Origin of the sequence: Lentzea californiensis (assembly GCF_024648825.1) — a bacterium.
Lineage (GTDB): Bacteria > Actinomycetota > Actinomycetes > Mycobacteriales > Pseudonocardiaceae > Lentzea > Lentzea californiensis.
The window spans coordinates 317,195-344,179 of record NZ_JANBBE010000001.1; the positions used below are offsets into that span (position 1 = coordinate 317,195).

Below are 26,985 nucleotides of genomic sequence, written 5' to 3' on the forward strand. Positions count from 1 at the left end.
CGTGGACGACACGGATGGCGAAGTCGGTCATTCCAGACCAGGTCGAGCACCGGGGCGTTCCGACTACTCCAACTCGGCCAGCCTGGCCGCGAGTGCCTCAGCCTGGTCCTCGTCCAGTTCACGCAAGAGATCCACTGCACGTCGCCACGCCACGGCGGCTTCCGCACGCCGGTCGAGCTCGATCAGGGCGCTACCCAGGTCCTGCAGAGCCACAGATTCGCTGTCGGAGTCGGCGAACTCGGCCAGGGCCTTGGCTGCGGGGCCGAGCACGGCCACGACTTCGGCATGCCGTCCAAGCCCGGCGAGTGCCCTGCCCCGCACCACCTGCATCCGCGCGAGCACGTACTCGTGCTCGTCGTCCAACTCGGTCACGACGACGATGGCGCGTTCGGCCACGACGAGAGCCTCCTCGTGGCGGCCGAGCGCGTTCAGCAGGAAGCCGATGTTGGAGAGCGCAGCGCTCTCCATGTACCCGTTCCCGAGCTCGACACCGATCTCGGCCGCCATGGACGAGGTGCCGAGGGCCTCCTCCATCTGACCGAGCTTGCGCTGGAGCGCGGCCATGTTGATCAGACCAGCCGCCTCCGCGGTCCGTTCCCCCGACTCGCGGACGAACCGCAGTCCCTCCTCGAAGCAGACCAGCGAGTCGTCCAGGCGTTCGAGGTCCGAGTAGTGAGCAGCCAGCTTGAGCAGCAGGAACCCTTGCTCGCGGGCAGTCCCGAAGGTCTGGACCGCCTCCAGCATCTCGATCCCTTCCGACCAGCGCGACCGGTTGTAGACCAGGAACCTCTCCAAGTGCGTCGGGATCAGCAGCGCGAGCCGGTTCCACCCGCGTGCCACGGCCGCGTGCAGCACCGCACGGAGGTTGTCCCAGTCCTCCCGCACCCACGCCAGCGCGTCGGACCGCGAGGAGAACCCCCGCGGCACCACGCCCGACGTGACCTCACCGGCCCTCACCAACGCGATCGGGTTCTCCACCAGAGCGGCGTTCTCAAGGGTGTGGACGTACCACTCGGCGACCCTCAGCGCGGCTGCTTCGTCGTCACCGCACAGCTCGGCCGCATAGGCGCGCAGCAGGTCGTGCAGGCTGTAACGCCCAGGTGAACGCGTCTGCACGAGGGCGTCGGCGACCAGCCTCTCCAGCAGCCGCCTGGCCTGCGCCACCGACACCCCGGCCAGCGCGGCGGCAGCGCTCACGTCGAAGTCCTGGCCGGGGTGCACCGGCAACAGCCGGAACATCCGCGCCGACTCGTCATCCAACGCCCGGTACGACCACGAGAACACCGCACGGACGTCCACGTCGTAGAAGTCGCTGAACGCGTCGAGCCGCTCGTTGCGCAGCTCGGCCACGAACTCCCGCAGCGGCACGTCCGGGAAGCGCGCCACCCGTTCGGCGAACACGCGCAGCGCCAGCGGCAGTCCGGCACAGCGTTCGACGATCTCGTGAGCGGCCTCCGGTTCGGCATCGAGCCGCCGTTCACCGAGCACGACCGCGAGCAACGACCGCGCCGCGTCGAAGTCCAGCTCCCGCAGGCCGATCGCGGTCGCGTCGTGCTGTGAGACGAGCGCGCGGAGCTGGTTGCGGCTGGTGATCAACACCCGCACCCCGGTCGCCGCGGGCAGGAGGGGGAGGACCTGGCGCGCCGACGCGGCGTTGTCGAGCAGGAGCAACAGCCTCCGGTCGACCAAGGTGGTGCGCAGCAACGCGAACCGGGCGTCCGCGCCGGCCGGGACCTCGTCCACGCCGAGCCCGGCCAGCAACGTCTCCGCCACGACAGCGGGATCGACCGGCTGAACCTCGGGATCGAACCCGCGCAGGTTCACGTAGAGGTCGCCGTCCGGGTAGTCATCACGAACGTCGCGAGCCCAGTGCAGCACCAGCGCGGTCTTGCCGACGCCACCGACGCCGTGCACCACGGTGACGCCTGTCGCCGTGCCGAGTTCCCCGAGTTCGTCCTCACGGCCCACGAAGTTCCGCACACCGTGCGGGAGCTGACGTGGCACCTGCACGCGCTTGCCGGGTGCCACCTCGGCTCGCAGGATCTGCTGGTGCAGCTCCTGCAGCGCGGGACACGGATCGACGCCCAGTTCCTCCGCGAGCCTGTTCCGCAGGTCCTGGTACGCGTTCAGCGCCTCGGCCTGGTTGCCCGACCGGTACAGCGCGAGCATCAGGTGCGACCAGAACGGCTCCCGCAACGGGTGATCGGCGACCAGCGACCTCAGTTCCGCCACCAGCTCACCGGAGAGCCCGCTGTCCAGATCGGCGTCGATGCGCCGCTCCAGCACCGTGAGCCGCTCGTCGACCAGCCGCGGCACGTCCTCGCGGTGCAGGACGTCCGACGCGACGTTGCCGAGAACCGCCCCACGCCACAACGCCGCGGCCGCACCGAAGTCACCCGAACCCGCGAGGGCGCGGAACCGCAGCAGGTCCAGCTGGTCCGGTTCGACCACGGCGACGTAGCCACCGGTCCGGGTCTGCACGCAGTCGGCCTCGCCCAGCGCGACCCGCAACCGCCGCACGACCATGTGCAGCGTCTTGTGCGCACGGTCGGCGTTCGGCGGGGCGCCGTCCCACAGCCGGTCGACCAGCTCGTCCACCAGCACCAACTGGTTAGGGCGCAACAACAACGCGGCCAGCAACAGGTGACATTGCCCGGAGGGGACTGCTACCGGTTCACCGTCGAGCAGCACCTCCAGCGGCCCCAGCACACGGTACTCAGCGCGCACGCAACACCCCCAGATCACAGGCAGTGTAGGCGCCGTGATCACTGTGTGAGCGAAGTGTGAGCGGCCTCGGGCAGAGTTCTCCTCAGCGGTGCTGGTGGCGAAGTTCCTGGGGGGCCACCAGCACCGCTCATCAGTTCCGGGAGTGCTGCGAGCTCGGTCCGCGGCCAGTCAGACGACGTGTGACCGAAGTGTGAGCGCGACCGGGCAAAGTGGCCCTCAGCCGGAGCGACGAGAGCGACGTTGAAGTCCTGGGGGCGTCACGATCGCCGATCTCCCCTGACAGCCCCTCCCAGTGGTGTGGTCAGGGTGGAACTCCGGTCATGGGGGGAACCGGACGGTCCCCTGCTGTCCGGCGAAGGCCCGCGGCTTCGGCTGCGGGCCTTTCTCATTGCCGGGGGAAGACATGTCATCCAGACGTGAGCGGCGCGTGAGCGGTGTGCGGCACAGTTCTCTGCAGCCGGTTCGGAGGAGTCAGCCTGGGGGATGACTCGGAAGAACGGGATCCGGAACGCCGGTGTGGTCGCCTCCCTCTTGACCGCACCGGCGTTCCCGATCCGGCGGCGTGTGGGCAGGTAGTACCCCTGCTACCGGAAAGGCCCGCGGCTTCGGCCGCGGGCCTTTGCCGTTCGCGCGGCGTTCCCCCGAAACGACTCGTGGGTGGCCCCGCCGTTGCGGCGAGACCACCCACGAAGACCGTTGTGACGAGTCCTAGTCCGGCGAGATCCAGGCGAACTGCATGCGCTGCTGACCGTGCTTGCGGGTCACCAGGGTGCCCCGGCCGGGAGGCTGCTGCGACGGCTTGAGGTTGCCGACGATGTTGCCCTCCTCCTTCGAACCGGAACCGACGAAGATCGGCGCCGAGATCTCCTTCAGCTTGCCCATGACCGGGTCGTACATCGCGCGGGACGCACCACCCATGCGGCGGACGACGACGATGTGCAGACCGACGTCCTTGGCCTGCGGGATGAACTCGGCCAGCGGCTGCATGGGGTTCTGAGCACCCTGCGGAGCGACCAGGTCGTAGTCGTCGACGATGACGAAGACCTCCGGGCCCTTCCACCAGGAACGGTTCTTGAGCTGCTCCTGCGTGACGTCCGGGCCGGGCATGCGGCCCGCGAGCGAACCGCGGACCTCCTGCACGTTCTGGGTGAACTGCGGGCCCGACACCGCGTAGGTGAGCAGGTGGTCGGTGTCGATGAAGCCGAGCATCGTGCGGCGGTAGTCCGCGAGCAGGATCAACGCCTCGGACGAGGTGTAGCTCTGCATGATGCCGCGGACGATCGTGCGCAGGATGTTCGTCTTGCCCGACTCGCCGTCCGCCAGCGCCATGAAGTGCGGGTCCGCGTCGAAGTCCAGGTAGACCGGCGCGAGCTCGTCCTCGTTGACACCGACCGGGACGAGGTGCCCGCGGTTGGGGAAGGTCTGCTGGACGTGGGCCATGAACTGCCCGTGGTCGAGCAGGTCGGGCAGCATCCGGACCTGCGGGGCGCGCGGGCCCTGCCAGGCCGCCGTGAGCTTGTTCGCGAGGTCCGCGACACCCGCCGTGACGCTGTTCGCGTCCTGCAAGGTGTCGATGCGCGGCAGGCCGACCAGGTAGTGCAGCCGGCGTCCGGTGGCGCCGTCCATGGTGATACCGCGGCCAGGACGGCCCGGCGGCACGTTGACCGCCACCTTGCGGTCGACCTCGGACTCGCTCGGGTCACCGAGCCGCAGCTCGAAGCGCGTGCCGAGGAGGTCCTTCATCGCGGGCCGGATCTCCGCCCACCGGCTCGCGCCGAGGATCACGTGCACGCCGTAGGACAGACCCTGGGCGGCGAGCGCCTGGATCTGCGGCTCGACCATCTCGAACTCCTGGCGGAAGTTCATCCAGCCGTCGATGATCAGGAACGCGTCACCGAACGCGTCGTCCTTGATCTCACCGCGACGCTTGCGGTTGCGGAACTCGGCCAGCTCGATGCGTGCGTCGCGCCAGCGGAGCTCGCGCTCGGCGATCAGCGTCTGGAGCTCGGCCACCATGCGGCGGACCTTGTCGACGTCGAGACGACCGGCGAAGCCACCGACGTGCGGCAGGTCCTCCATCGCGGCGAGCGAACCACCACCGAGGTCGATGCAGTAGAACTGCACCTCCTCGGGCGTGTGGGTGAGCGCCATCGACGCGATGATCGTCCTGAGCATCATCGACTTGCCGGACTGCGGGCCACCGACGACCGCGCCGTGGCCCGCCGCACCGGAGAAGTCCGCCCACAGCAGGTCGCGGCGCTGCTCGAACGGCTTGTCGACGATGCCGACCGGGATCTGCAGCGTGCTGTTGGCCGGGTAGCCCGGCGACGTGAGACCGCGGTCCGGCGTCACGTCGAGCGGCGGCAGCATCGTGTCCATCGTCGGCGGCTCGTTGAGCGGCGGCAGCCACACCTCGTGCGCGGGCGGGCCCTGACCGACGAGGCGGTCGACGATGAGCTCGAGCTGGGTCGGCTCGTTCGCGTCCTCCTTGACCGGCTCCGCGACCTTCACCGGCTCGAGCGGGCGCTCCGGCTCCTTCGGGATCTCGATGAAGTCCGGCACGAAGAAGCGCGGGCGCTTGTCACTGCGCACGGCCACCGACTCACCGGCGGACTGCATGCCCGCCGGCCGGTAGGTGCCCGAGACGTAGAGCGCCTTGAACCTGGTGAGCGGCGTGCCCTGCACGCTCAGGTAACCCGAGCCCGGGATCGGCGGCAGCTCGTAGGCGTCCGGCACACCGATCGCCGCACGGGACTCCGCCGCGTTGAACGTCTTGAGGCCGATCCGGTACGAGAGGAACGTGTCCAGACCTCGCAGCTTGCCTTCCTCGAGCCGCTGCGACGCGAGGAGCATGTGCATCTGCAGCGACCGGCCGACACGACCGATCTGGAGGAAGATGTCGATGAAGTCCGGCTTCGCCGTCAGCATCTCGGAGAACTCGTCGATGCAGATGAACAGCGCGGGCAGCGGGTCGAGCTGGGCACCGTTCTCACGGGCCTTCTCGTAGTCCCAGACGTTCTTGTAGTTGCCCTTCGCCAGGACCTCCTGACGACGCGACACCTCGCCCTCGATGGCGTCCTTCATGCGGTCGACCAGGCTGAGGTCGCCGGCGAGGTTGGTGATCGTGGCTGCGACGTGCGGTGCCTTGTCCAGACCGAGGAACGTCGCACCACCCTTGAAGTCGACGAGGATCATGTTGAGCGCCGTCGACGAGTGCGAGGCCAGCAGACCGAGCACCAGCGTGCGGAGGAACTCCGACTTGCCGGAACCGGTCGCACCGATGCACAGGCCGTGCGGGCCCATGCCGTCCTCGGCGGCTTCCTTGATGTCGAGCTCGACCGCCTGGCCGTGCTCGCCGATGCCGAACGGGATGCGGTAGCGGTCGCGCTTGGGCCGCGGCCGCCACGCCTGCTGCACGTCGAACGTGATCGGGTCGCCGGGAATGCCCATGAACTCGAGGATCGGCGGGTTGTTGCTCATCGCCAACGGGTCCTCGCCGCTGTCGCCACCGGCTTCACCGGCGGCGCCCATGCGGTACGGCGAGAGCCTGCGGGCCAGCGCCTCGGACTCCACGACGGACAGGCGGTCCGGTGCGCCGAACCACTCGACACCGCTCGCGGACCGGGCACCCAGCTGGTTGTTCTCGACGACGAGCCGCAGACCGCGTCGCGCCGTCAGGTTGCCCAGGCACTCGCTCAGGTCCAGCAGCGTGACGCCGACCAGACCCTCCTCGAGGATGATCATCTCTTCGCGGCTGATGTCGCCGTCGTCGATGACGATCACGATGTGCGGCTGGTCGGGCGGTGGCGGGGCGTTGCGGGTGAACCGCTGCCGGTCGCGCAGGTTCTCGTCCAGCATCGCCTCGACCTCGGCGAGCGAGTTCGCCATCATGCGGCGCTGGCCGATGCCGTCGATGTCGGTGGGGTGCTGCGCGTGCGGCAGCCACTTCACCCACTCCCACAACTGCTTCGTGCGGCCCGCGCTGACGACCGCGATCAGCAGGTCGTCCGGGGCGTGGAACGTGACGAGCTGGGCGATGAGGGCGCGCGCGAGGTCGCGGCGGTCCTCGATCTCACCGAGCAGGCCGACCGCGGCGAAACCGCGCAGTGCGATGGAGATCGGGAGGTCGGGCACGAGCGAGTGGGCGCGCACGAAACGGCGCAGCGCCAGCGTCGCGATCGGCTCGAGCTCCTCGACGGGACCGGTCTGCGGCGGCACCAGGCGGGTCGCGAGGCGCTGCGAGCCCCGTCCCGCGCGCAGGTGGCAGAAGTCCGGGTCGTTCTGACGGCGTTCCCACATGCGCCTGGTGGTGGCGAGGGACCACAGCATCTGCGGGTCGGGGTGCACCCACTCGCGCTCGGCGCGCTGCTCGTCGGCGGCCTCGCGGGCGCGGTCGCGCATCTGGCCGAGGTACCGCAGGTAGTCCTTGCGGTCCTCGTTCATCTCGGCTTTCTTCTGGCCCTTGCCCGAGCCCATGCCGCTCGCCATCATGCCGATGGTCGAGATCATCATCATGCCCGGCATGATCATCGCCGCGGGCTGCCGCGGCATGAACACGAGCATCATGCCCATCATGCCCATCGACGCCACGATCATGACGACGGGCATCGCCTTCATCATGATGTTGCCGGGGATGATCCGGGGGACCTCGGGTGGCGGTTCGAGGTGGACCTCACCGCCCGGAGGCCGGGGAGCAGCAAGGCGTGCCGTTCGCTTGAACTGCAGCGTGCTCAACTGACAGGCACCTCTTCGACTCGTTACGCCACCAGTAGCAACCGACACTATTGCGCATCCGCGCGCGTCACGAAGGTGGGTCGGAAAAAAACCCAGTCGAACGTGTTCTGCGAACCACACGTGCAAGAGGCGTCGGTGCGGCCATACTAGGGCCGCCCGCCAACCGTCCAGGTGGACCAATAGGGTCGGGCACATCGTTTGCAAGCGTTGATCTGACTTAGGGGGCCCTGGTGGCGACCGGTACGACGGTGTTCAGCCGTGTCACGGTGGTGGCACCTCGAACGCGTATCGACGTCGCGCTGCCTGCCGACGTGGCGGTGGCCGATCTCCTGCCCATGTTGCTGGACATGGCGAGAGAGGCCACTCCGGACGGCGGTGTGCGGCACGGTGGCTGGTGCCTCGCCAAGCTCGGCGACAACCCGCTCGACCCGGCGCGCACGCTGGCTTCGCTCGGCGTCGTCGACGGCGAGCTGCTGCAGTTGCGGCGCCGCAACGAGAATCCGCCGCCGCCGTTGTACGACGACGTCGTCGACGCGATCGCGGAGTCCGATCCGGACTCCTTCCGGCCGTGGACCAAGGAGACCGCGCAGCGGTTCGGCCACCTCGCCGGCGCGCTCGCGCTGATCGGGTCCGCGGTGGCGTTGTTCCTGTCCGGCCCGATCACGCAGGGCGGTTCCGGCAGCGGTCTCGCGGCCGCGATCGCCGGTGGTGTCGGCGCGATCGCCATGCTGGCGGCCGGCGCGACCATCTCGCGGGCGTACAGCGCGGCGTCGACCGGTGTGCTGATCGCCGCGTGCGGTTCGCTGCCGCTGGCGTTCGTCGCGGGCTACCACGCCGTGCCCGGCGTTGGTTTCAACCCGAAGATGTTGCTCGCGTCCGCGCTGATGATGATCTTCGCGTGGGGCGGCATCCTGCTCATCGGCCAGGGCATCACGGTGTTCATCGCCGCGGCGACCGGCGGCACCCTCGTGGCGCTGGCGTTCCTCGTCGCGACGTTCGTCGAGCACCCGCTGTCCGGTGTGGCCGCCGCGACCGGTGCCGTGGCGCTCGCCGCGCTGTCGATGCTGCCGAGGCTCACGCTGCAGCTGGCCAAGATCCCGCCGCCCGTCGTGCCGACGAACGCCGAGGACCTCAAGGAGGACAGCGGCTTCCCGGAGTACGCGGTCATCGAGCGTCGCACGGCCGTCGCGCACGAGTACCTGACGGGCATGATCATCGGCACCGGTGTGGTCGCGGCACTCGCCGCCATCGTCGCCGCGGGCGCCGACACGGTCTGGGGCCCGATCTACGGCGTGGTCGTCGCGATCGTGCTGATGATGCGCGGCCGTGCGTACGCCAACGGCGCGCAGGCCGTCGCCCTGCTGTCGACCGGCATGTTCGCCAGCGCGGGCATCCTGATCGGCTGGCTGATCTCGTCGTCCTCCTTCAACCGCATCGCGTTCGTCTTCGGCGCGCTGCTGCTGCTGGGCGTGCTCGCACTGGTGCTCGGTGTGATCTTCCCCGGCCAGAAGTTCTCGCCGCCGTTGCGCCGCACCGTCGACATCATCGAGGCGATCCTGATCGCCTCCGTGCTGCCGCTGGCGCTCGCGGTCATGGACATGTACCAGGTGTTCCGAGGTCTGATCACGCTATGAGGACCGGCATCAGGCGCACCGCGGCGGCCGCGACCGCCGGAATGCTGCTGCTGACGGGGACGCTGCCACAGGCCTCCGCTCAGCCGTCCTCCACGCCCGCGACCGCACGCCCGAACTCGGTGCCGCCGGACCTGCCCGCGGGCACGCCGCCGCCCAGGGACGAGGGCAAGGCGGACGTGCCGTACGAGCGCACCTCCAAGGGGTGTGTGGAGTCCGACACCAAGAGCGAACTGATCGAGTACATGCCCTGGGGCCAGGTCTACCTGAACCTGGACCAGGCGCACAGGTTCGCCACGGGCAAGGGCGTCAAGATCGCGATCATCGACACCGGTGTCGACCCGCGCAACCCGCGCTTCGGCGGCAGGGTCGAGGGTGGCGGTGACTACGTCTCCAACCAGAACGGTCTCGACGACTGCGACGGCCACGGCACCGAGGTAGCCGGCGTCGCCGCCGCGGCCAAGACCGAGGGCGACTTCATCGGCGCCGCACCGGAAGCGACGATCCTGGCGATCCGCCAGACCAGCGACCGCTTCGAGTTCAAGGGCAACGCGGCCAACCCGGAGAAGCGCTCCTCCGCCGGAAAGGTCGGCACGCTGGCGCAGGCCATCGTCCGCGCGGCGGACAGGGGCGCCAAGGTCGTCAACATCTCGCTGACGAACTGCAGCTCTCCCAAGGGGTTCAGCGCGGACGACCGGAACCTGCAGGCCGCCATCAGGTACGCGGTGGACGTCAAGGACGTCGTGATCGTGACGGCGGCCGGCAACCTCAGCGACCAGGGCGTCGGCTGCGGCGCGCAGAACAACAACCTGGACTCCTCCAACGTCAACTCGGTCTCGTCGCCGGCGTGGTTCGCCGACGACGTGCTGTCGGTCGGGTCGATCGCGCGCTCGGGCGAGGTCTCGTCGTTCAGCGTCTGGGGTCCGTGGGTCAGCATCGCCGCGCCGGGCGAGGAGATCATCTCCGTCGACCCCAAGGGCACCGGCCTGACGAACGCGAACGTCACCGCGCAGGGCGTGCAGGACATCAAGGGCACCAGCTTCGCGTCCCCGTACGTCGCGGGCATCACGGCGCTGGTGCGCGAGCGGTTCCCGAACCTCAAGGCGCGCCAGGTGATGGAGCGCCTCAAGGTCACCGCCCTGCACCCCGGCAACGTGTCCGGCAAGGACAACAAGGTCGGCTTCGGCATGGTCAACCCGGTCGCCGCGCTGACGGCGGTGCTGCCCGCGGAGGCAGCCGGGTTCAAGGCCTCGGACCCGAAGGAGATGAACACCAGCGTCACCCCGCCGCAGGGGCTCGACTGGCCGCCGATCATCGTCGCCCTGAGCGGCATCGGTGTCGGTGGCGCGCTGCTGATGCTGACGCTGGTCGTCCGCAACTCGCTCAACCGCAAGCGCAGACAGCCCGTCTAGCTTTCCGAGGACAACGGAAATGGCCCCGCCGGATTTCACCGGCGGGGCCATTTCCGTTGTACGGGAAGAGTCTCAGTCGTCGTCACCGATGGTCTTCGGCGCGGCCTTCTTGGGTTTGCCGAGCAGGTCGTCGATCGAGCCGGTGAGCCGTTGCTTCGGCTTGTGCTCCTTGTCGCCGCCCTGCTGGCCGCCGCCCATGCCACCCATCATCGGCGCCATGCCGCCGCCCATCATGCCGCCGGCCGGGGCCCCAGAACGGCCACCGGCGGCCGCGGCGGCCTGAGCGGCCCCGCCACCCTTGTCCGCCAGTGGAACCTGCTCAGCGACGCCTGTGGCGCCTCCGAACTGCATCTGCTGCTGGGCCGCGGCAGGCGCGCCGACCGAGCCGACCCCACCGCCGACTCCGCCACCCACCCCGCCGCCACCGCCACCGGACGAGCCGCCCGGCGCGGCACCCGTGCCCGCGGCGGCCGTGGCCGCGGCATGGGCCGGTTCGGGCACCTTGGTCTCGGGCTTGGCGGGCGCCGTGTAGGTCCAGTTCTGCTCGGGGTACTTGTGCTCCATGTGCACGGCACCGAAACCGCCGTCCTCACCGGACACCCCGTCGCACAGCTTCAGGAACGCCTCCAGCACCTGCCGCGCGGACTCGTGCAGTTCGCGGACGGGATCCTTGAGCTCCTCGATGTGCCTGATCGCGCGCTGGTCGCCGTCCGTCGGCAGCGTGGCCGTGCCGGACACCGGGTCGGCGGCGTCGGCCAGCACGTGGGCCATGTCCTGCACGATGACGCGAACGCCGTCCGCGGTCTCCTCCAGCGCGTCCGCCATGGCGTTCATCGCGTCGGACATGTCGCCGCCCGCGAGCCCCACCTTGCGCATGTGGTCGAGGAACGCGTCGGCGTCCTTGCCCTCCCACCGCGCGTCGACCCCGCCCAGCGGCGCCGAGACGTGGGTGTTGACCGCCTCGGTCACCTTCGCGGCCTTGCGCCAGCGTTCGGCTTCCTCGCGCAGGTCGTTCCAGTCGCCCACCAGCGGGTCGAAGAAGTCGTGCACGAGGTCCACGACCCCGAGCTTGCGGCTGACCTGCGAGAGGTAGTCGAGCTCGGGACCGACCTCGGCCGCGATCTGCTTGCCGTCCTTGGCCATCACAGCTCCCCGTACCGCCGGTCGGCCTTCTTGATGGCCTGCAAGCTCTCCTCGTCGGTGTGCCCGTACTGCTTCGCGACGGCGTGCAAGCCCTTGGAGGCCGACTCGAGCGCGTCACAGGCGCGGGCGAGCTGCGAGTTGAGCAGTTCGGCCGCACGCGCGTAGCCCTGGGCCGTGCCGGCCGTTCTGCCGATCTCGCCGAACGACTGGGGGCGCAACGGGGACACCTTCATGGCGTCCCGCACCCGCCTCAGGTCATCCGTCGTCCCGTCGATGCGGTCGGCGTACTTCTCCAACCACTCGGCGTCGACGCTGATACGACCGGCCACGACTAGTCCCCTAACGACACTCCGGGTGCACTTCGTCCGCATTCGACGGTGGTGCACCCGGAGCGGTTCCGCTACTTCTGCTGAACCGCCTGCGGATCCTTGATCGTCCCCTTGGGCGCCGGGATCGAGTCGTAGCTGCGGTTCGCGTCGTTCTTGTTGAGCTGCGGCCCCATCGGCAGCAGGCTCAGGATCTGGTTCGGTGCCGGCGGGAACGTCCCGTCGAGTCCCAGAGCCGCCGCCGTGGCCGCGTCCGGGACGCCGTAGCGGACACCGCGACCCGTGACGATCTGCACCGGACCGGTCCCGAAGTCGTTCTTGCCCTGGCTCGCCCGCACGACGGCGGCCTTGCCCGGCAGCATCAGGAACTGGTCGATGATCTCGCCACCCGCACCCGGCGAACCGAGCTCGGCCGGGGTCATGTCCTTCGGGCCCGGCAGCACGGAACCGATCGTCACCGAGGTGTGCTCGGCCCTGTTGTCCGCGGTGAAGTTCTCGGCCTTCCAGCCGAGGCACACGACGACGTTGTTGGCGTTCGCCTCGAGCGTCGTCGGGATCTTGTCCGGGTACGAGTCGAGCTTGAGCGGGCTCTTCGGGTCGCGGTGGTCCGCGATCGCGCTCGGCGAGAGCTTGATGGCCTGCCGGTTGTTCGAGTAGGCCCAGCGCAGCAGGTCGCCGACGGTCTCGTCGACGGTCTGGAAGCCGTCCTCCAGCGCGACCATGGACTCGAAGCCGTTCTGCCGCTCGACCTGGACGACCTCACCGATGTTGACCTTGGTCTCGGTGACGTACGTCGCCTGCTTGCCCTGGTTCGGCATGACCGGTGCGGCCAGCGGAGCGACCTCGGGGATCGCGTTCAGCAACGCCGTGCTGATCGCTCGGGGCTTCTTGTTCTTCAGCTTGAGGGCGTTGAGCGCCTTGTCGTTCTTCAGGTCCACCTCGGCGCGGACCGTCGACGACGAGATGTCCCGCAGGGACTGGGGCGTCTTGTAGATCAGGTACGCCTTCTTCGCGCCCGTGCGCTGCTGGACCAGCACGGCCTCGCCGCCCAGCTCCGGGTTGCCGCCGCTCACGCCCGCGATCACGGAGGTCTTGATCTGGTTCTCCGCCGCCTGGTCCTCGCGGAACTTGTCCAGCTGGAGGGTGTCGCAGACCGACCACTGCGCGTCGATGCGGAGGTCCGGCTTCGGCAGCACGTCCGGCGCGTCAGGCAGACCGGTGAGCCTGCCTCGCGGCAGGTTCGCCAACGCCTTCTCGGCCACGAGCTTGGGGGTGCCGCCGGCCGCTTCCGCCGGTGCGCCGGCCGTGCCGGCCGGTGCGTCGCCACCGCCCTGGCCCTGCTGCGCGTCGGGGCTGTTGCGCGAGAGCCAGAGCAGCCGGGCCGACGCCAGGTTCGTCATCGGGATCAGCCGCCGCGGCGAGCTGTCGACGACGTAGACCTGGCCGGTCTCCTTGCTGATGGCGATCTGCGTCTGGTCGTCGAGCCTCGGCGCCGGGCTGAAGAGCCCGATCACGAGGAACACGATCAGACCGAGGACGCCCAGCACCACACCCACCGCTGTAGCACGCGAGTGGATGCTCATAGGGTCATGCAGCATCACCGCGTCTCTGCGGACAAGAGCTGACTGCATCCGCTTCAGGACGAATTGGTAGGCCTGGACCTGTGCCTTGGTCGTGGGTGTTGATGCCATTCTCGGCTCGCTGCTCTCCCAGTCGCGGTACGGTTCGGCAGGATAGCCGGACGCAGGTTGCTCCGTGGGCCGGTTCGCCAAGCCCACCGACCATCGAGGGGAAAGAGACCACAACGGATGTCCGTGACCACTCCACATCCGCCCCGGCCCAACCCAGGGATGGCTCGGCCGCAGGGACCTGGGGGTCCTGGCCAGCAGGCACCTGCGCCTCCGCGTCCGGTCGGGCGTGTCCGTCGCAGAGCCGCAGGCGTGAGCCTCGGCTCGTTGCCCGTGTCGAACGTAGTCACGATCGAGGTCGGTCTCGCCATCGCCCTCCTCGTGCTGACCATCATGGGCGTGAAACAGGGCGAGGCACTCAACGTCGTCTCCGTCTCGATCGCCGGCGGTGTGCTCCTCGTCGCACTGATCCTGGCCTTCACCCGCTCGCGTGGCCGCTGGCTCACGCAGTGGATCGGCGTCCGCATGCGCTACAACTTCCGGTCGCACAGCCGCACCGCGAAGCGCGCGGAGTCGCAGGAGTCCAAGCCCGGTGACGACGAGATGCAGGTGCTCGGCCCGGAGGACCCGCGCGTCGCGTTGCTGCGCCTCGCGATCCCGGACCTGGTGATCGCGAAGGGCGTCGACCACGAACGCCGCCCGCTCGCGCTGTCGTGGCACGACGGCGTGTGGACCGCGGTGCTGCTCGTCGACCCGACGCCGCCGCTGATCTCCGCGGTCGGCTCGGCCCCGTCGCTGCCCCTGGGAGCGCTCACACCGTGCCTGGAGGACCGCGGCGTCGTGCTCGACGCGATCACCGTGATCTGGCACTGCTACCCCGGCAGCGCGGCACTCCCGCCGAACTCGCCGGCCGTCAGCTCGTACATGGAGGTGCTCGGCCCGCTGCCCGCGGCGGCCCGGCGCACCACGTGGATCACGGTCCGGCTGGACCCGCGCCGCTGCGGCGAGGCGATCCGGGAGCGCGGCGGCGGCGTCGTCGGCGCACACCGGGCGCTGATCGGAGCGTTGTCCCGCGTCCGCAACGCCCTGGAGTCCGCAGGCGTCACGATCCGCCCGCTCGACTCGGACGAGCTGCTGCGCGCGGCGATCTCGTCGGCCGAGCTCACCGCGGCCGTCGGCAACACGAATCCCGTGTCGCTGCGCGAGAAGTGGAAGGGCGTCACCGCGGGTGGCGTCGGTCACGCGAGCTACGCGATCACCGGCTGGCCGTCCAAGGGCCTCAAGGGCAACCTGAACTCGCTGACCGGTGTGCGCGCTCTCTCGTCGACGCTCGCGATGTCCATCTCGCCGTCCCGTGAGGACGGTCAGGTCTCGCTGCGCGGCCTGGTGCGCGTGAGCGCCCGCACGCCGAGCGAGCTGGACCGCGCCGAGGACCAGCTGTCCAAGCTGGGCGACAAGCTCGACATCACGCTGACCCCGTTGCGGGGCATGCAGCTCGCGGGCCTCGCCGCGACGCTGCCGCTGGGAGGTGTGGCATGAGCTCGTCGTCCCGTCTGCTCGACACCCGCGGCCGCGGCGCGGTGGCACCGGAGTTCCTGGTGTCGCCGAACATGCTCGACCTGGTCAGCCCCAGCGGCGACCGCGGCGGCATGATGCTCGGCCAGGGCACGAAGGGCGAGCCGCTCAGCGTGTCCGTGCTGCGCCCGACGCCGACCCGCATGGTCGTCGTCGGTGGCCTGTACCTGGCCCGCCAGATCGCGTTGCGCGCCATGGCGACCGGAGCGTGGATCATCATCGCGACGGGCCGCCCGCAGGCGTGGCAGCCGGTCGTGCGTGCCGCGGGCCAGGGCCCGGACGGCCGTCCGTCTCAGCTGGTGCAGTTGCGCCGGCTGTCCCCGGCGGACCTCCCGCGCCCGACCGAGGACATGCCGCTGCTCGTGATCCACGACGGCGGCCACGTCCCGCAGGAGCTGTTCCCGCCGCGCGCGCCGTGGCAGACCACGATGTACGTGCTGCCGTACCTGCACCCGCAGGCGTCGTCCACGGCGAACAACGCGGACCTCGTGCTCCTGCAGCGCCTCCCGATGGGTCAGGCGCAGCTCGCCGGGCAGATGTGGCGCCTGCGCCCGCAGATGTTCGGGCAGCTCACCCAGCTCAAGGACGATCAGGTCATCGCGATGGGCCAGGACATGTGGGCGCACCTGCGCCTCTACACGACCCCGGCCGAACAGCAGATCCTCGGAGCCGTCCGCAGGGGCGATTGAGAGAGCACTCGATCGGCTGCTCCAAGCCGATTGAGACGCTCGGCGAAATAGGCGAAACTTGCGCCCCGAACGGACAACCGTTCGGGGCGCAATTGTTTTGTAAAGAGATCAGCGGAACCAACTAATTCACAGGGCTGATCAAATCTGTTGATTCGGCATTCGAAGGCAATTTCGTGGACCTTCTTGTGCGAAATCAGTCCGCGCCACTAAGAAAACTCTCACCTGCACAACCCTGCGACGAGGGAGCTTGCTGCTATGGGAGAATCGTGGGCCAGACGAGCGGCTGGAATCGGACTGGTGGCGGGCACTGCGCTCGTCCTGTCGTCCGTCTCCGCCACCGCTGCGCCCGAGGGGGAGATTCGCAACCTCGGTGCGTCCAACGCGGTCAAGGACAACTACATCGTCGTGCTGAAGGACATGAGCACAGCAAGTGTGGACAACCTCAGTGCTAAGTACGGCGCGAAGGTGAAGCACTCGTACAAGTCCGCTTTGCGCGGTTTCTCGGCGCAGATGTCCGAAACCCAGGCCAAGCGCCTGGCAGCAGATCCGGCCGTCGCCTACGTCGAACAGGACGGCGAGGTCCGCATCTCCGACACGCAGACCCCGACCCCGTCGTGGGGCCTCGACCGCATCGACCAGCGCACGCTCCCGCTGGACAACAGCTACACCTACCCGAACAAGGGCGCCGGCGTCACCGCGTACATCATCGACACCGGCATCCGGAACACCCACACCGACTTCGGCGGCCGGGCGGTGTCCGGCACCGACACCGTCGACAACGACGCGGACTCCTCGGACTGCAACGGCCACGGAACCCACGTCGCGGGCACCGTCGGCGGCACGAAGTACGGCGTCGCCAAGGACGTGAAGCTGGTAGGCGTCCGAGTCCTCAACTGCTCCGGCAGCGGCACCTTCGCAGGCGTCATCGCAGGCATCGACTGGGTCACCGCGGACGTCCAGGCCAACCCGGCCCGCAAGCCGGCGGTGGCCAACATGTCCCTCGGCGGCGGAGCCAACCAGACCGTCGACGACGCCGTGGCGCGCTCCATCGCAGCAGGCGTCACCTACGGCCTGGCAGCGGGCAACGACAACGGCGGCAACGCCTGCAACACGTCCCCGGCCCGCACCCCGGAAGCCATCACCGTCGGCTCCACGGACCGCACCGACGCCCGCAGCTCGTTCTCGAACCTCGGCAGCTGCCTCGACATCTTCGCCCCGGGCCGCGACATCACGAGCGCCTGGCTCACGAACGACGAGGCCACCAACACCATCAGCGGCACCTCGATGGCCACCCCGCACGTCGTAGGCGCGGCAGCGGTCTACCTGGGCTCGTCCCCGACGGCAACCCCGCAGCAGGTCCGCGACGCCTTGGTGGACAATGCCAGCTCCGACGTGGTCACGAGCCCCGGCACCGGCTCCCCGAACAAGCTCCTCCAGATCACCGGCACGGCCCCCGGCAACCCGCCGGGCCAGTGCCCCGCGGCGACCAACGACACCGACACCGCAATCCCGGACGCCAGCGAGGTGAAGTCCGCGATCACGGTCGCCGACTGCAACGGCAAGGCCAGCACCACCGGCTCCGTGAAGGTCGCCATCAAGCACACCTACCGAGGCGACCTGGAAGTGGCCCTGATCGCCCCCTCGGGCACGGTGAAGGTCCTGAAGGTCAGCAACGGCTCAGACAGCGCTGACGACCTCAACGCCACCTACGCCGTGAACGTCTCCGCAGAAGACGCCAACGGCACCTGGCAGCTGCGAGTCCGCGACCTCTACCGCCAGGACACGGGCCACATCGACTCGTGGACGCTCGACATCTAGCCAGCCGCACCACCAAGGAGCCCCCGGTCCCCCCGCCGGGGGCTCCTCCCTTCCCGGAGGAAAAGCAGGCTGACGCAGAGGCCCCCCTCGATCTCAGAGCCCCCGCGACCCAATCTAGTGTCCTGCGCCGGAAATTCGTCATCAAAGTATGAAGGTTGATGAGGGGAGCTTTCATCAACCTCAGGTTTGGAAAAGCTCCCCTCATCAACGTCGCGGGGCCTCGGCCACGCCGTCATCAACCGCACGCGGGGCGCTTTCGTGCGCGTGGAGCGCACGAAAGCGCCCCGCGTGCGGCACGAACGGCAGGGACTTCAGCGGCGGACTTCCGGCGTAGGGCACTAGTGGTGCGGCCTGGAAGGTTGCCGGGGGAATGCGCGGTCAGACGGGTGCATCGTGGCGCCCTGCTGGGCGTGGATTACCTCGCCAACCTTCCGGGTCACACCACTAGCGACGAGGTCTGGCACTCCCGCGAAGCCGAAGGCGAGCCGTCCTTACCGAACGGTCTGGGTGGGGTTGCTTCGTCACGAGTCGTGCCACAGCACTTGCCCTTGGCTCGTGACGAAGCCACCCACCAACGCGCCCCTCTACGCAACGCGACTCCGCCCAACGCAACAGGCGTGCCATCAACCCGCGCACGGCGTAGACCCCCGGCTTTGGATCAGATTGGCGGGGTCTGGGGCGGAGCCCCAGGAAGACAGCGCAAGGAGCTCAACGCTCCAACGTACGAACCCGCCGAGTCGCCTCAGCCCGAGCGGCAAGCTCCCCATCCCCAGGAAAATCCACCCGAACCAAGCACAACCCATGAGCAGGAGCCACGGTAACCCCGCTAGCCCGCCCACTAAGCGACAACAAGGACGAAGGCCACTCGACACCCTTCCGCCCCTCCCCAACAGCCAGCAACGCCCCAATGAGCGACCGAACCATCGAGTGGCAGAACGCATCAGCAGACACAAACGCCGTGACCACCCCATCATCCGAAGACCGCACCAGCTCAAGCCGCTGCAGCTCCCGGATGGTGGTAGCCCCCTCACGCCGCTTGCAGAACGCACAAAAGTCGTGCTCTCCCAACAAAAGCCGCGCAGCCTCATTCATCGCGGAAACGTCCAGCGGACGAGGCCAGGCCAGGGTGTCCAACCGCCGCAACGGATGCGCCCCAAAGGCAGCGTCGGTAACGCGGTACTCGTAGTGCCGCCGCATCGCGGAGAACCGGGCGTCAAAGGCAGCAGGCACCACCCGGGCAGAAAAAACCCGGACGTCCGAAGGCAACGCCCGCGCCAGCCGCTTGGGCAGCCCGGCAACGTCAACGACGGAAGGCAGGTCAGCGTGAGCGACCTGCCCGGAGGCGTGCACGCCGGCATCGGTGCGCCCGGCCACGGTCAGCGAGACGTCCTCCCGCAGCACCATCGACAGCGTGTCCTCGAGAACGCCGCAGACGGTTCGCCGGGAAGGCTGCCGCGCCCACCCGGAGAACTCGGTGCCGTCGTATCCCAGGTCGAACCGCACACGAACGAGCCCGCCGTCCCCATGGGGAACGACGGGCTCGTCAGCAGGAGAACTGCTCAGGACTCGTCCTTCTTGTCCTTGGCCTCTTCTGCCTTGACGTCCTCGGCCGACGGCTCGCCGTCAACCTCGACAGCGCCCTCGGCGGGCTCGTCGGCGGCGTCCTTCGTCGCGGACTCGGGCGCGTCAGCGTCCTGGTCGACGACCTCGGCGGCCGGCTTCTCGTCCTTGGCGAACTTGGTCTTGCGCGCAGCCTCGGCCTCGGTGGAGACGAGCTTCTGCTGCACCAGCTCGATGATGGCCATGGGGGCGTTGTCGCCCTTGCGCGCCAGCGTCTTGGTGATGCGGGTGTAGCCACCGGAACGGTCGCTGAAGAACGGACCGATCTCGGCGATCAGCTTGTGCACGACGTCCTTGTCGCGGATCAGCTTCATGATCTCGCGACGGTTGTGCAGGTCGCCGGCCTTGGCCTTGGAAATGATCTTCTCGGCGTACGGACGCAGCCGCTTCGCCTTCGTCTCAGTGGTCTTGATCCGGCCGTGCTGGAACAACGCCGTCGCCAGGTTGGCGAGCAGCAGCCGCTCGTGCGCCGGAGACCCACCGAGCCGGGGGCCCTTGGTAGGGGTGGGCATCGCTTGCTCCTGTAGTTACTAAAAGAGATCCTCTAGCTCTGAATCAGAGCGTCAGAGCTGCTCGGTCTCCGCGTAGTCCTGACCGTCGTCGTGCGGGTCCAGGCCGGTACCGGCGCCCCAGCCCGTGTCACCGGGGTGGTAGTCGGCAGCAGCCGCGGACGGGTCGAACCCAGGAGGCGAGTCCTTCAGCGCGAGGCCGAGACCGACGAGCTTCATCTTGACCTCGTCGATCGACTTCGCACCGAAGTTGCGGATGTCCAGCAGGTCCGCTTCGCTGCGCGACACGAGCTCGCCGACGGTGTGGATGCCTTCCCGCTTCAAGCAGTTGTAGGAACGGACCGTGAGGTCCAGATCCTCGATAGGCATCGCGAACGCGGCGATGGTGTCAGCCTCGGCCGGCGACGGGCCGATCTCGATGCCCTCGGCGTCGATGTTCAGCTCGCGAGCGAGGCCGAACAGCTCAACCAGGGTCTTGCCCGCGGAGGCAACAGCGTCCCTCGGGGTGATCGAGGGCTTGCTCTCCACGTCGAGGATCAGCTTGTCGAAGTCCGTACGCTGCTCGACACGAGTGGCCTCGACCTTGTACGTCACCTTGAGAACCGGCGAGTAGATCGAGTCGACGGGGATGCGGCCGATCTCGGCGCCCGCCTGCTTGTTCTGGACAGCCGGGACGTAGCCGCGACCGCGCTCGACGACGAGCTCGATCTCCAGCTTGCCCTTGCCGTTCAGGGTGGCGATGTGCAGGTCGGGGTTGTGCACGGTGACACCGGCCGGAGGCACGATGTCGCCCGCGGTCACCACACCGGGGCCCTGCTTGCGCAGGTACATGGTCACCGGCTCGTCCTCCTCGGACGAGACGACGAGCTCCTTCAGGTTCAGGATGACGTCGGTGACGTCCTCCTTCACCCCGGGAACCGTGGTGAACTCGTGCAGCACGCCGTCGATGCGGATGCTCGTGACAGCAGCACCGGGGATCGACGAGAGCAGCGTGCGGCGGATCGAGTTGCCGAGCGTGTAACCGAAGCCCGGCTCCAGCGGTTCGATGACGAACCGTGAACGGGTCTCGGAGACCGCTTCCTCGGCGAGCGAGGGGCGCTGGGAAATCAGCACTGGGTTCTACCTTTCCGACAACGACGCCCGCTATTTGACGCCGTCAACAACAGCCAGCCACGAGGACCGGCAAACGCACTCGGCACACCCTTCGCGCCGATGCGGGACCCGACCCGAGCCACCGTCCACGAGAGACGGTGGCTCGGAGAGGATCACTTCGAGTAGAGCTCGACGATGAGCTGCTCGGTGACAGGCGTGTCGATCTGCGCGCGCTCGGGCAGCTGGTGCACGAGGATGCGCAGGTTCGAGGACACGACCTGCAGCCAAGCGGGAATCGGGCGGTCACCGAAGGACGCGCGAGCAGCCTCGAAAGGCAGCGTCGGCATGGACTTCGGCTTCACGTCGATGATGTCGAACTTCGACACCTGGTAGCTCGGGATGTTCACCTTGTGGCCGTTGACCAGGAAGTGACCGTGGCTGACCAGCTGGCGAGCCTGGCGACGCGTGCGGGCGAGGCCCGCGCGGTACACCACGTTGTCGAGGCGGGCCTCGAGGATCTGGAGCAGGTTCTCGCCGGTCTTGCCGGGGCGACGAACCGCTTCCTTGTAGTAACGGACGAACTGCTTCTCGAGCACGCCGTAGGTGTAACGAGCCTTCTGCTTCTCCTGGAGCTGCAGCAGGTACTCGGACTCCTTGACCCGGCCACGACCGTGCTGGCCGGGCGGGTACGGACGGCGCTCGAAGGCCTGGTCCCCACCAACGAGGTCAACCTTCAGACGACGCGAGATGCGCGTCGCGGGTCCCGTATAACGAGCCATTAGTTCTTACTCCTCCCCGTGCCTCAGACCCGGCGCCGCTTGGGCGGGCGGCAGCCGTTGTGGGGCTGCGGGGTCACGTCCTGGATGGTGCCGACCTCGAGACCGGCGGCCTGCAGTGAACGGATCGCGGTCTCACGGCCGGAGCCGGGACCCTTGACGAACACGTCCACCTTGCGCATGCCGTGCTCGGCGGCCTTGCGGGCGGCGTTCTCGGCAGCCATCTGCGCCGCGAACGGCGTGGACTTGCGCGAGCCCTTGAAGCCCACGTGGCCGGCGGACGCCCAGCTGATCACGTTGCCCAGCGGGTCCGTGATGGACACGATGGTGTTGTTGAACGTGCTCTTGATGTGCGCCTGGCCGTGCGAGACGTTCTTCTTTTCCTTGCGCCGGATCTTCTTGACCCCGGCGCCCGTACGGGACTTGGGTGGCAAAACGAACTCCTAAGTTGAGGGCAGCAGACGCGAGGTCTTACTTCTTGCCGGCCTTCTTCTTGCCGGCCACGGTCTTCTTCGGACCCTTGCGGGTACGGGCGTTCGTCTTCGTGCGCTGCCCACGAACGGGCAGGCCGCGACGGTGCCGAAGACCCTCGTAGCAACCGATCTCCATCTTGCGACGGATGTCGGCCGCGACCTCACGGCGAAGGTCACCCTCGACCTTGTAGTTCGTCTCGATGTGGTCCCGCAGCTTGGCGAGGTCGTCGTCCGTCAGATCCTTCACCCGGAGGTCCGGGGAGATCTCCGTGGCGGTGAGCAGCTCCTTGGAGCGCGTACGACCGATGCCGAAGATGTAGGTGAGCGCGATCTCCATCCGCTTTTCGCGGGGGAGGTCGACGCCAGCGAGTCGTGCCATGTGGCGGTTAACTCCTGTCGATTACTTCCAGGTCTGCTCCTCGCCCAATTCCGGTGACTGACTCGCTGTCTGTCGTTCCGGCTGCTCTCACAGCCGGTGTCCCGGCCCCGGCCTGGAATCCGGGGGTGTCCGCACGCATGGAGCCCGTGCGGTAGGTGCGAGGAGTTTCTGGTTACTGCGTCATCGAAGGATCCCGACGAGCGCGAGTGGAACTGCTCAGCCCTGGCGCTGCTTGTGGCGCAGGTTCTCGCAGATCACCATGACCCGGCCGTGACGGCGGATCACCTTGCACTTGTCGCAGATCTTCTTGACGCTCGGCTGAACCTTCACGCCTGAGATCTCCTGCTACTGGAGGTCACTTGTAGCGGTAGACGATGCGCCCGCGGGACAGGTCGTAGGGCGAGAGCTCCACGACGACCCGGTCCTCAGGGAGGATGCGGATGTAGTGCTGTCGCATCTTGCCGCTGATGTGCGCGAGTACCTTGTGACCGTTCTCCAACTCGACCCTGAACATCGCGTTGGGGAGCGGCTCGACTACGCGGCCCTCGACCTCAATGGCCCCGTCCTTCTTGCCCATGTCCTCCGCGTTTCGTGACGGTGATATTAACTTTGGACGCGCGCCACTCCGGCTCGATCTGACCTCGGAGGGCACGACTGAACCGGCGCAACTGATGCGCCACCTGACCAGTGTACGCAGCTCACTGCGGCAACCCAAATCGGGTCCGCTCAGAGCCCGTGGCCGGCTGCGCACCCCGTTCGAGAACGGGCTTCAGGCGCGCGATGTCGTTGATCTCGGACTCGTGCCTGCCGAGCACCGACCGCAACGTCCGCAGGCGCTGAGCAGCGGCCCTCGACCCGTACCCGGTCTCGTCGGAACACCGCTGAGCTGCGTTGTTGAGCGCGGCGTCGCCCGATCTGACGCCGTAGCTCTCCAGGCTCGGGTCGCCGGGCCCGCGCTGGGTGAACCCGGCGCGGTCGAGGCAGTGCAGCAACGTCGCCCCGGCGGCCCGCGTCTCGGCGGCCTCCGGCCCGGACCGGAGCAGGACGTCCCACTCCCGCACGACGACGTCGTGCAGCACCGTGATGCGACTCACTGCGTCGACGTACTCCCACGACGCGGCGGCACGGACACCGCCCCCGCACCCGCCGTCGACGGGTTCGGGCGGACTGACGAAGTTCGGACGCCGCACGATGACGTCGGAGAACGGCGGTCGGCAGCCCTCCGCCGCCGCGATGGCGTCGGCCAGGAAGATCCGGGCGGCGATGCGCTCCGCCGGCACGTCCTGGTAGGTGAAATCGGTGGCCGGCTTGGTGGCAGCGCAGCCTGCAAGTGGAATCAGAAGGGCGGACAGGACGAAACGGGTTACCCCCACAATGCCCCCAAGCATTGGACTCGTTCGTCAACCTCGACCGTATCGGCCCTGACAAACGAAATAGCCCCGTTCACCGGAGGGTGAACGGGGCTACGTCCGAAAACGTTGGGGCACTTGGCCTTACTCGGGCGCGGTGAGCACCCAGGGACCGTCCTCGGTGATCGCGACGCTGTGCTCCCAGTGGGCGGCACGCGTGCCATCGAGCGTGACGACGGTCCAGCCGTCCTCCAGCTCCTGGGAGTCGTCCGTGCCGAGCGTGAGCATCGGCTCGATCGCGATGGCCATGCCGACCTTGAGCCTGGGGCCCTTGCCGGGCTTGCCGAAGTTCGGCAGGAACGGCTCCATGTGCATCTTGGAGCCGATGCCGTGGCCGCCGTAGTCCGCCACGACGCCGTACTCGATGCCGTCGCGCTCCCCCGACTCGATGGCGGAGGACTCGATGGCGAACGAGATGTCCGTCAGCCGGCCGCCGGGCAGCGCGGCCTCGATGCCCGCGAGCATCGACAGCCTGGTCGCCTCGGACAGCTTGTGGTCCGCGGGGGACAGCTCGCCGACGCCGACCGTCACGGCCGAGTCGCCGTGCCAGTCGTCGAGGATCGCGCCGCAGTCGATGGAGATCAGGTCGCCCTCGGCCAGCACCTGCGTCTTGCTGGGGATGCCGTGGACGATCTGCTCGTTCACCGAGGCGCAGATGCTCGCCGGGAAGCCGTGGTAGCCCTTGAAGGACGGAACGGCGCCGGCGTCGCGGATGGTCTGCTCGGCGATCTCGTCGAGGTCCCACGTGGAGACCCCGGGCTTCACCGCGTCCACGACGTTCTGCAACGCCCGTGCCACGACCAGGCCGGAGGCGCGCATGGCCTCCAGCTGGCCGCGGGTCTTGATCTCGATCTTGCTCATGCCTTCACGATCTGTTGCACGTGTGACGACGGAACGGAGCCTGTCGACCAGCCCGCCGGTCACTTCTCGTTCAGCGCGGCGAGTGCCCGTTCGCTGATCTCGTCGATCTCGCCTACCGCGTCGATGGAGATGACCTTCTCCGCGTAGTAGCTCAGCAGCGGCGCGGTCTCGTTGCGGTACACCTGCTGGCGGTGCCGGATGACGTCTTCCTTGTCGTCCGTGCGGCCGCGTGCGAGCAACCGCTCCACCACGACGTCCTCGTCGACCCGGAACTCCAGCACCGCGTCGAGCGAGTGGCCACCGACAGCGAGGAACTCACCCAGCTTGTCGGCCTGGGCGACGTTGCGGGGGAACCCGTCGAGCAGGAACCCGTCCGCGGCGTCGGACTCGGCCAAGCGCTTGCGCACCATCTCGTTCGTGATGGAGTCCGGCACGAGAGCGCCCTCGTCGAGGATGCTCTGCACCTCCAGCCCGAGCTCGGTCTGGTTGCTGATGTGTGACCGGAAGAGGTCGCCCGTCGAGATGTGCGGCACGCCGAGCTTGCGGCTCAGAACTTCGGCCTGGGTGCCCTTGCCCGCACCGGGCGGGCCAACGAGAACGAGTCGCATCTAGCGGAGGAACCCTTCGTAATTGCGCTGCATGAGCTGGCTCTCGATCTGCTTCACGGTGTCGAGGCCGACACCGACCATGATCAGAACCGCGGTGCCGCCGAACGGGAAGTTCTGGTTCTGGCCGTCACCGGTCAGGTCCAGGAACAGGTTCGGCAGGATCGCCACGATGCCGAGGTAGAGCGAACCGGGAAGCGTGATGCGGCCCAGGACGAACTTGAGGTACTCGGCGGTGGGACGACCGGGACGGATGCCGGGGATGAAGCCACCGAACTTCTTCATCTCGTCAGCACGCTCGTCCGGGTTGAACGTGATGCCGACGTAGAAGTACGTGAAGAAGACGATCAGCAGGAAGTACGAGGCGATGTGCACCCAGCTCGACTGCTTGACCAGGTAGGTCTGGACGAACGTCGAGAACCAGTTCTGCTCGGTGGAGGTGCCCTGGGTGAGGCGCACGATCAGGTCCGGCAGGTACAGCAGCGAAGAGGCGAAGATGACCGGGATGACGCCGGCCTGGTTCACCTTGAGGGGCAGGTACGTCGACGTACCGCCGTACATGCGGCGGCCGATCATGCGCTTGGCGTACTGCACCGGAATGCGACGCTGAGCCTGCTCGACGTAGATGACGCTCGCGATGATGATCAGGGCTGCCACGACGACGAGCGCGAAGGTGAGGCCGCTCTTGTCGAGGATGTTCTTGCCCTCGGCCGGGATGCGGGCGGCGATACCGGTGAAGATCAGCAACGACATGCCGTTGCCGATGCCCTTCTCGGTGATCAGCTCACCCAGCCACATGATGACCGAGGTACCGGCGGTCATGGTGATGACCAGCACGATCAGCGTGAAGATGCTGTCCTTGTTCGGGATGACGTCCTGGTCGCACTCACCGAACAGCTGCCCGCGCACCGCGAGGGCGACGAGACCGGTGGACTGCAGGATCGCGAGCCCGATCGTCAGGTAACGCGTGTACTGCGTCAGCTTGCCCTGACCAGCCTGGCCTTCCTTCTTCAACTGCTCGAACCGCGGGATGACCACGGTGAGCAGCTGAATGATGATGCTCGCGGTGATGTAGGGCATGATGCCCAGCGCGAACACGGACAGGTTGAGCAACGCACCACCGCTGAACAGGTTGATCAGCGAGTAGATGTTCTGACCTTCAAGCTGTTCAGCACACGCGCGCACGTTCTTGAAGGAAACGCCCGGCGCGGGCATGGTCGCGCCAAGCCGATACACAATGATGATCCCGAGCGTGAACAGGATCTTCTTGCGTAGATCCGGCGTCGCGAGAGCCGAGCGGAATGCGCCGAGCACGCGAACCTCCTGAGCGTTGCCGACCCCCAGGGACCGGCACATGCGGTAGTTGGCAGGCCGAGTCAGGTAGCCACGACCAAGCAACCCGGAGGACATCCGGGTTCAGCCCGCGACTCTAACAGCCCTCCAGGACCAGCCCGTACCCAGTGGCCAATCACAGGTTCCAACTCGTTGATCTCTGACCGATCCACTAGGCCATCCGGGGTAGCAGCCCCAGTAAATCCGTGCTAGGACCAGCGATTACGCCGTCCGCGAACGTCAGCG

22 protein-coding genes are annotated in these 26,985 nt (G+C 68.0%); 5 read left to right on the forward strand and 17 right to left on the reverse strand.

Annotated features, from left to right (window positions below):
* Positions 1 to 63: 63 nt before the first annotated feature.
* A complete protein-coding gene (locus LX88_RS01690) occupies positions 64 to 2,727 on the reverse strand; it encodes an AfsR/SARP family transcriptional regulator (protein ID WP_258946144.1) in 2,664 nt (887 codons plus the stop codon).
* Between the two features lie 708 nt (positions 2,728 to 3,435).
* Complete coding sequence (eccCa, locus tag LX88_RS01695; protein ID WP_258946145.1) at positions 3,436 to 7,461, reverse strand: type VII secretion protein EccCa; 4,026 nt, start codon at positions 7,459 to 7,461, stop codon at positions 3,436 to 3,438.
* A gap of 230 nt (positions 7,462 to 7,691) precedes the next feature.
* Between eccCa and eccD the strand changes: the two genes are divergently transcribed.
* Positions 7,692 to 9,095, forward strand: a complete 1,404-nt coding sequence (gene eccD / locus LX88_RS01700; RefSeq protein WP_258946146.1) for a type VII secretion integral membrane protein EccD — start codon at positions 7,692 to 7,694, stop codon at positions 9,093 to 9,095.
* Positions 9,092 to 10,504 carry a type VII secretion-associated serine protease mycosin gene (gene mycP, locus LX88_RS01705; RefSeq protein ID WP_258946147.1) on the forward strand — a complete coding sequence of 471 codons (1,413 nt, stop codon included), beginning with the start codon at positions 9,092 to 9,094 and terminating at the stop codon, positions 10,502 to 10,504. The genes eccD and mycP overlap by 4 nt, the downstream gene beginning before the upstream one ends.
* A 72-nt stretch (positions 10,505 to 10,576) precedes the next feature.
* On the opposite strand, the gene LX88_RS01710 is transcribed toward mycP, so the two are convergent.
* The 3 genes from LX88_RS01710 to eccB form a co-directional block, all read right to left on the reverse strand.
* Complete coding sequence (locus LX88_RS01710; protein ID WP_258946148.1) at positions 10,577 to 11,647, reverse strand: WXG100 family type VII secretion target; 1,071 nt, start codon at positions 11,645 to 11,647, stop codon at positions 10,577 to 10,579.
* Positions 11,647 to 11,976 carry a type VII secretion target gene (locus LX88_RS01715; protein ID WP_258946149.1) on the reverse strand — a complete coding sequence of 110 codons (330 nt, stop codon included), beginning with the start codon at positions 11,974 to 11,976 and terminating at the stop codon, positions 11,647 to 11,649. Before LX88_RS01715 ends, LX88_RS01710 begins: the two co-directional genes overlap by 1 nt.
* Before the next feature lie 71 nt (positions 11,977 to 12,047).
* On the reverse strand, positions 12,048 to 13,664 hold the full coding sequence (gene eccB / locus LX88_RS01720) for a type VII secretion protein EccB (RefSeq protein ID WP_258946150.1): 1,617 nt from the start codon (positions 13,662 to 13,664) through the stop codon (positions 12,048 to 12,050).
* A 270-nt stretch (positions 13,665 to 13,934) separates the two neighbouring features.
* Between eccB and eccE the strand changes: the two genes are divergently transcribed.
* From eccE to LX88_RS01735, 3 genes are all read left to right on the forward strand, one after another.
* Positions 13,935 to 15,140 (forward strand): type VII secretion protein EccE, encoded by a 1,206-nt coding sequence (gene eccE, locus LX88_RS01725; RefSeq protein WP_245983148.1) that lies wholly within the window; start codon positions 13,935 to 13,937, stop codon positions 15,138 to 15,140.
* Complete coding sequence (locus tag LX88_RS01730; RefSeq protein WP_090074353.1) at positions 15,137 to 15,865, forward strand: hypothetical protein; 729 nt, start codon at positions 15,137 to 15,139, stop codon at positions 15,863 to 15,865. The genes eccE and LX88_RS01730 overlap by 4 nt, the downstream gene beginning before the upstream one ends.
* Positions 15,866 to 16,120: 255 nt before the next feature.
* On the forward strand, positions 16,121 to 17,683 hold the full coding sequence (locus LX88_RS01735; RefSeq protein WP_258946151.1) for a S8 family peptidase: 1,563 nt from the start codon (positions 16,121 to 16,123) through the stop codon (positions 17,681 to 17,683).
* Between the two features lie 708 nt (positions 17,684 to 18,391).
* Here the strand turns inward: LX88_RS01735 and truA are convergent.
* From truA to secY, 12 genes are all read right to left on the reverse strand, one after another.
* Entirely contained in the window at positions 18,392 to 19,186 is a 795-nt protein-coding gene (truA, locus tag LX88_RS01740) for a tRNA pseudouridine(38-40) synthase TruA (RefSeq protein WP_258946152.1), read from the reverse strand.
* Positions 19,187 to 19,242: 56 nt separating this feature from the next.
* Positions 19,243 to 19,815, reverse strand: a complete 573-nt coding sequence (rplQ, locus tag LX88_RS01745) for a 50S ribosomal protein L17 (protein ID WP_030478323.1) — start codon at positions 19,813 to 19,815, stop codon at positions 19,243 to 19,245.
* A 51-nt stretch (positions 19,816 to 19,866) separates the two neighbouring features.
* Positions 19,867 to 20,925 carry a DNA-directed RNA polymerase subunit alpha gene (locus tag LX88_RS01750; RefSeq protein ID WP_030478322.1) on the reverse strand — a complete coding sequence of 353 codons (1,059 nt, stop codon included), beginning with the start codon at positions 20,923 to 20,925 and terminating at the stop codon, positions 19,867 to 19,869.
* A 152-nt stretch (positions 20,926 to 21,077) separates the two neighbouring features.
* Entirely contained in the window at positions 21,078 to 21,683 is a 606-nt protein-coding gene (gene rpsD, locus LX88_RS01755) for a 30S ribosomal protein S4 (RefSeq protein WP_090074346.1), read from the reverse strand.
* A 23-nt stretch (positions 21,684 to 21,706) separates the two neighbouring features.
* Positions 21,707 to 22,114 (reverse strand): 30S ribosomal protein S11, encoded by a 408-nt coding sequence (rpsK, locus tag LX88_RS01760; RefSeq protein ID WP_030478320.1) that lies wholly within the window; start codon positions 22,112 to 22,114, stop codon positions 21,707 to 21,709.
* Positions 22,115 to 22,151: 37 nt separating this feature from the next.
* Positions 22,152 to 22,532, reverse strand: a complete 381-nt coding sequence (rpsM, locus tag LX88_RS01765; protein WP_030478319.1) for a 30S ribosomal protein S13 — start codon at positions 22,530 to 22,532, stop codon at positions 22,152 to 22,154.
* Between the two features lie 216 nt (positions 22,533 to 22,748).
* Positions 22,749 to 22,862, reverse strand: coding sequence for a 50S ribosomal protein L36 (gene rpmJ, locus LX88_RS01770; RefSeq protein WP_010148647.1), 114 nt, complete (start codon positions 22,860 to 22,862; stop codon positions 22,749 to 22,751).
* A 25-nt stretch (positions 22,863 to 22,887) separates the two neighbouring features.
* Entirely contained in the window at positions 22,888 to 23,109 is a 222-nt protein-coding gene (gene infA / locus LX88_RS01775; RefSeq protein ID WP_005166804.1) for a translation initiation factor IF-1, read from the reverse strand.
* Positions 23,110 to 23,230: 121 nt separating this feature from the next.
* Positions 23,231 to 23,812, reverse strand: coding sequence for a hypothetical protein (locus LX88_RS01780; protein WP_258946153.1), 582 nt, complete (start codon positions 23,810 to 23,812; stop codon positions 23,231 to 23,233).
* A 213-nt stretch (positions 23,813 to 24,025) separates the two neighbouring features.
* Complete coding sequence (gene map, locus LX88_RS01785; protein WP_090015408.1) at positions 24,026 to 24,802, reverse strand: type I methionyl aminopeptidase; 777 nt, start codon at positions 24,800 to 24,802, stop codon at positions 24,026 to 24,028.
* A gap of 59 nt (positions 24,803 to 24,861) precedes the next feature.
* Positions 24,862 to 25,410, reverse strand: coding sequence for an adenylate kinase (locus tag LX88_RS01790; protein ID WP_090074342.1), 549 nt, complete (start codon positions 25,408 to 25,410; stop codon positions 24,862 to 24,864).
* Positions 25,411 to 26,721 (reverse strand): preprotein translocase subunit SecY, encoded by a 1,311-nt coding sequence (secY, locus tag LX88_RS01795; protein WP_090074434.1) that lies wholly within the window; start codon positions 26,719 to 26,721, stop codon positions 25,411 to 25,413. It lies immediately after the preceding gene.
* Positions 26,722 to 26,985 lie beyond the last annotated feature (264 nt).

Bases quoted from the DNA above. Each gene is read 5' to 3' on its own strand.
- mycP (WP_258946147.1), top strand. From the start codon at position 9,092: ATGAGGACCGGCATCAGGCGCACCGCGGCGGCCGCGACCGCCGGAATG.
- LX88_RS01710 (WP_258946148.1), bottom strand. From the start codon at position 11,647: ATGGCCAAGGACGGCAAGCAGATCGCGGCCGAGGTCGGTCCCGAGCTC.
- eccB (WP_258946150.1), bottom strand. From the start codon at position 13,664: ATGGCATCAACACCCACGACCAAGGCACAGGTCCAGGCCTACCAATTC.
- LX88_RS01730 (WP_090074353.1), top strand. From the start codon at position 15,137: ATGAGCTCGTCGTCCCGTCTGCTCGACACCCGCGGCCGCGGCGCGGTG.
- LX88_RS01735 (WP_258946151.1), top strand. From the start codon at position 16,121: ATGGGAGAATCGTGGGCCAGACGAGCGGCTGGAATCGGACTGGTGGCG.
- rplQ (WP_030478323.1), bottom strand. From the start codon at position 19,815: ATGCCCACCCCTACCAAGGGCCCCCGGCTCGGTGGGTCTCCGGCGCAC.
- rpsD (WP_090074346.1), bottom strand. From the start codon at position 21,683: ATGGCTCGTTATACGGGACCCGCGACGCGCATCTCGCGTCGTCTGAAG.
- rpsM (WP_030478319.1), bottom strand. From the start codon at position 22,532: ATGGCACGACTCGCTGGCGTCGACCTCCCCCGCGAAAAGCGGATGGAG.
- infA (WP_005166804.1), bottom strand. From the start codon at position 23,109: ATGGGCAAGAAGGACGGGGCCATTGAGGTCGAGGGCCGCGTAGTCGAG.
- map (WP_090015408.1), bottom strand. From the start codon at position 24,802: ATGAGCAAGATCGAGATCAAGACCCGCGGCCAGCTGGAGGCCATGCGC.
- LX88_RS01790 (WP_090074342.1), bottom strand. From the start codon at position 25,410: ATGCGACTCGTTCTCGTTGGCCCGCCCGGTGCGGGCAAGGGCACCCAG.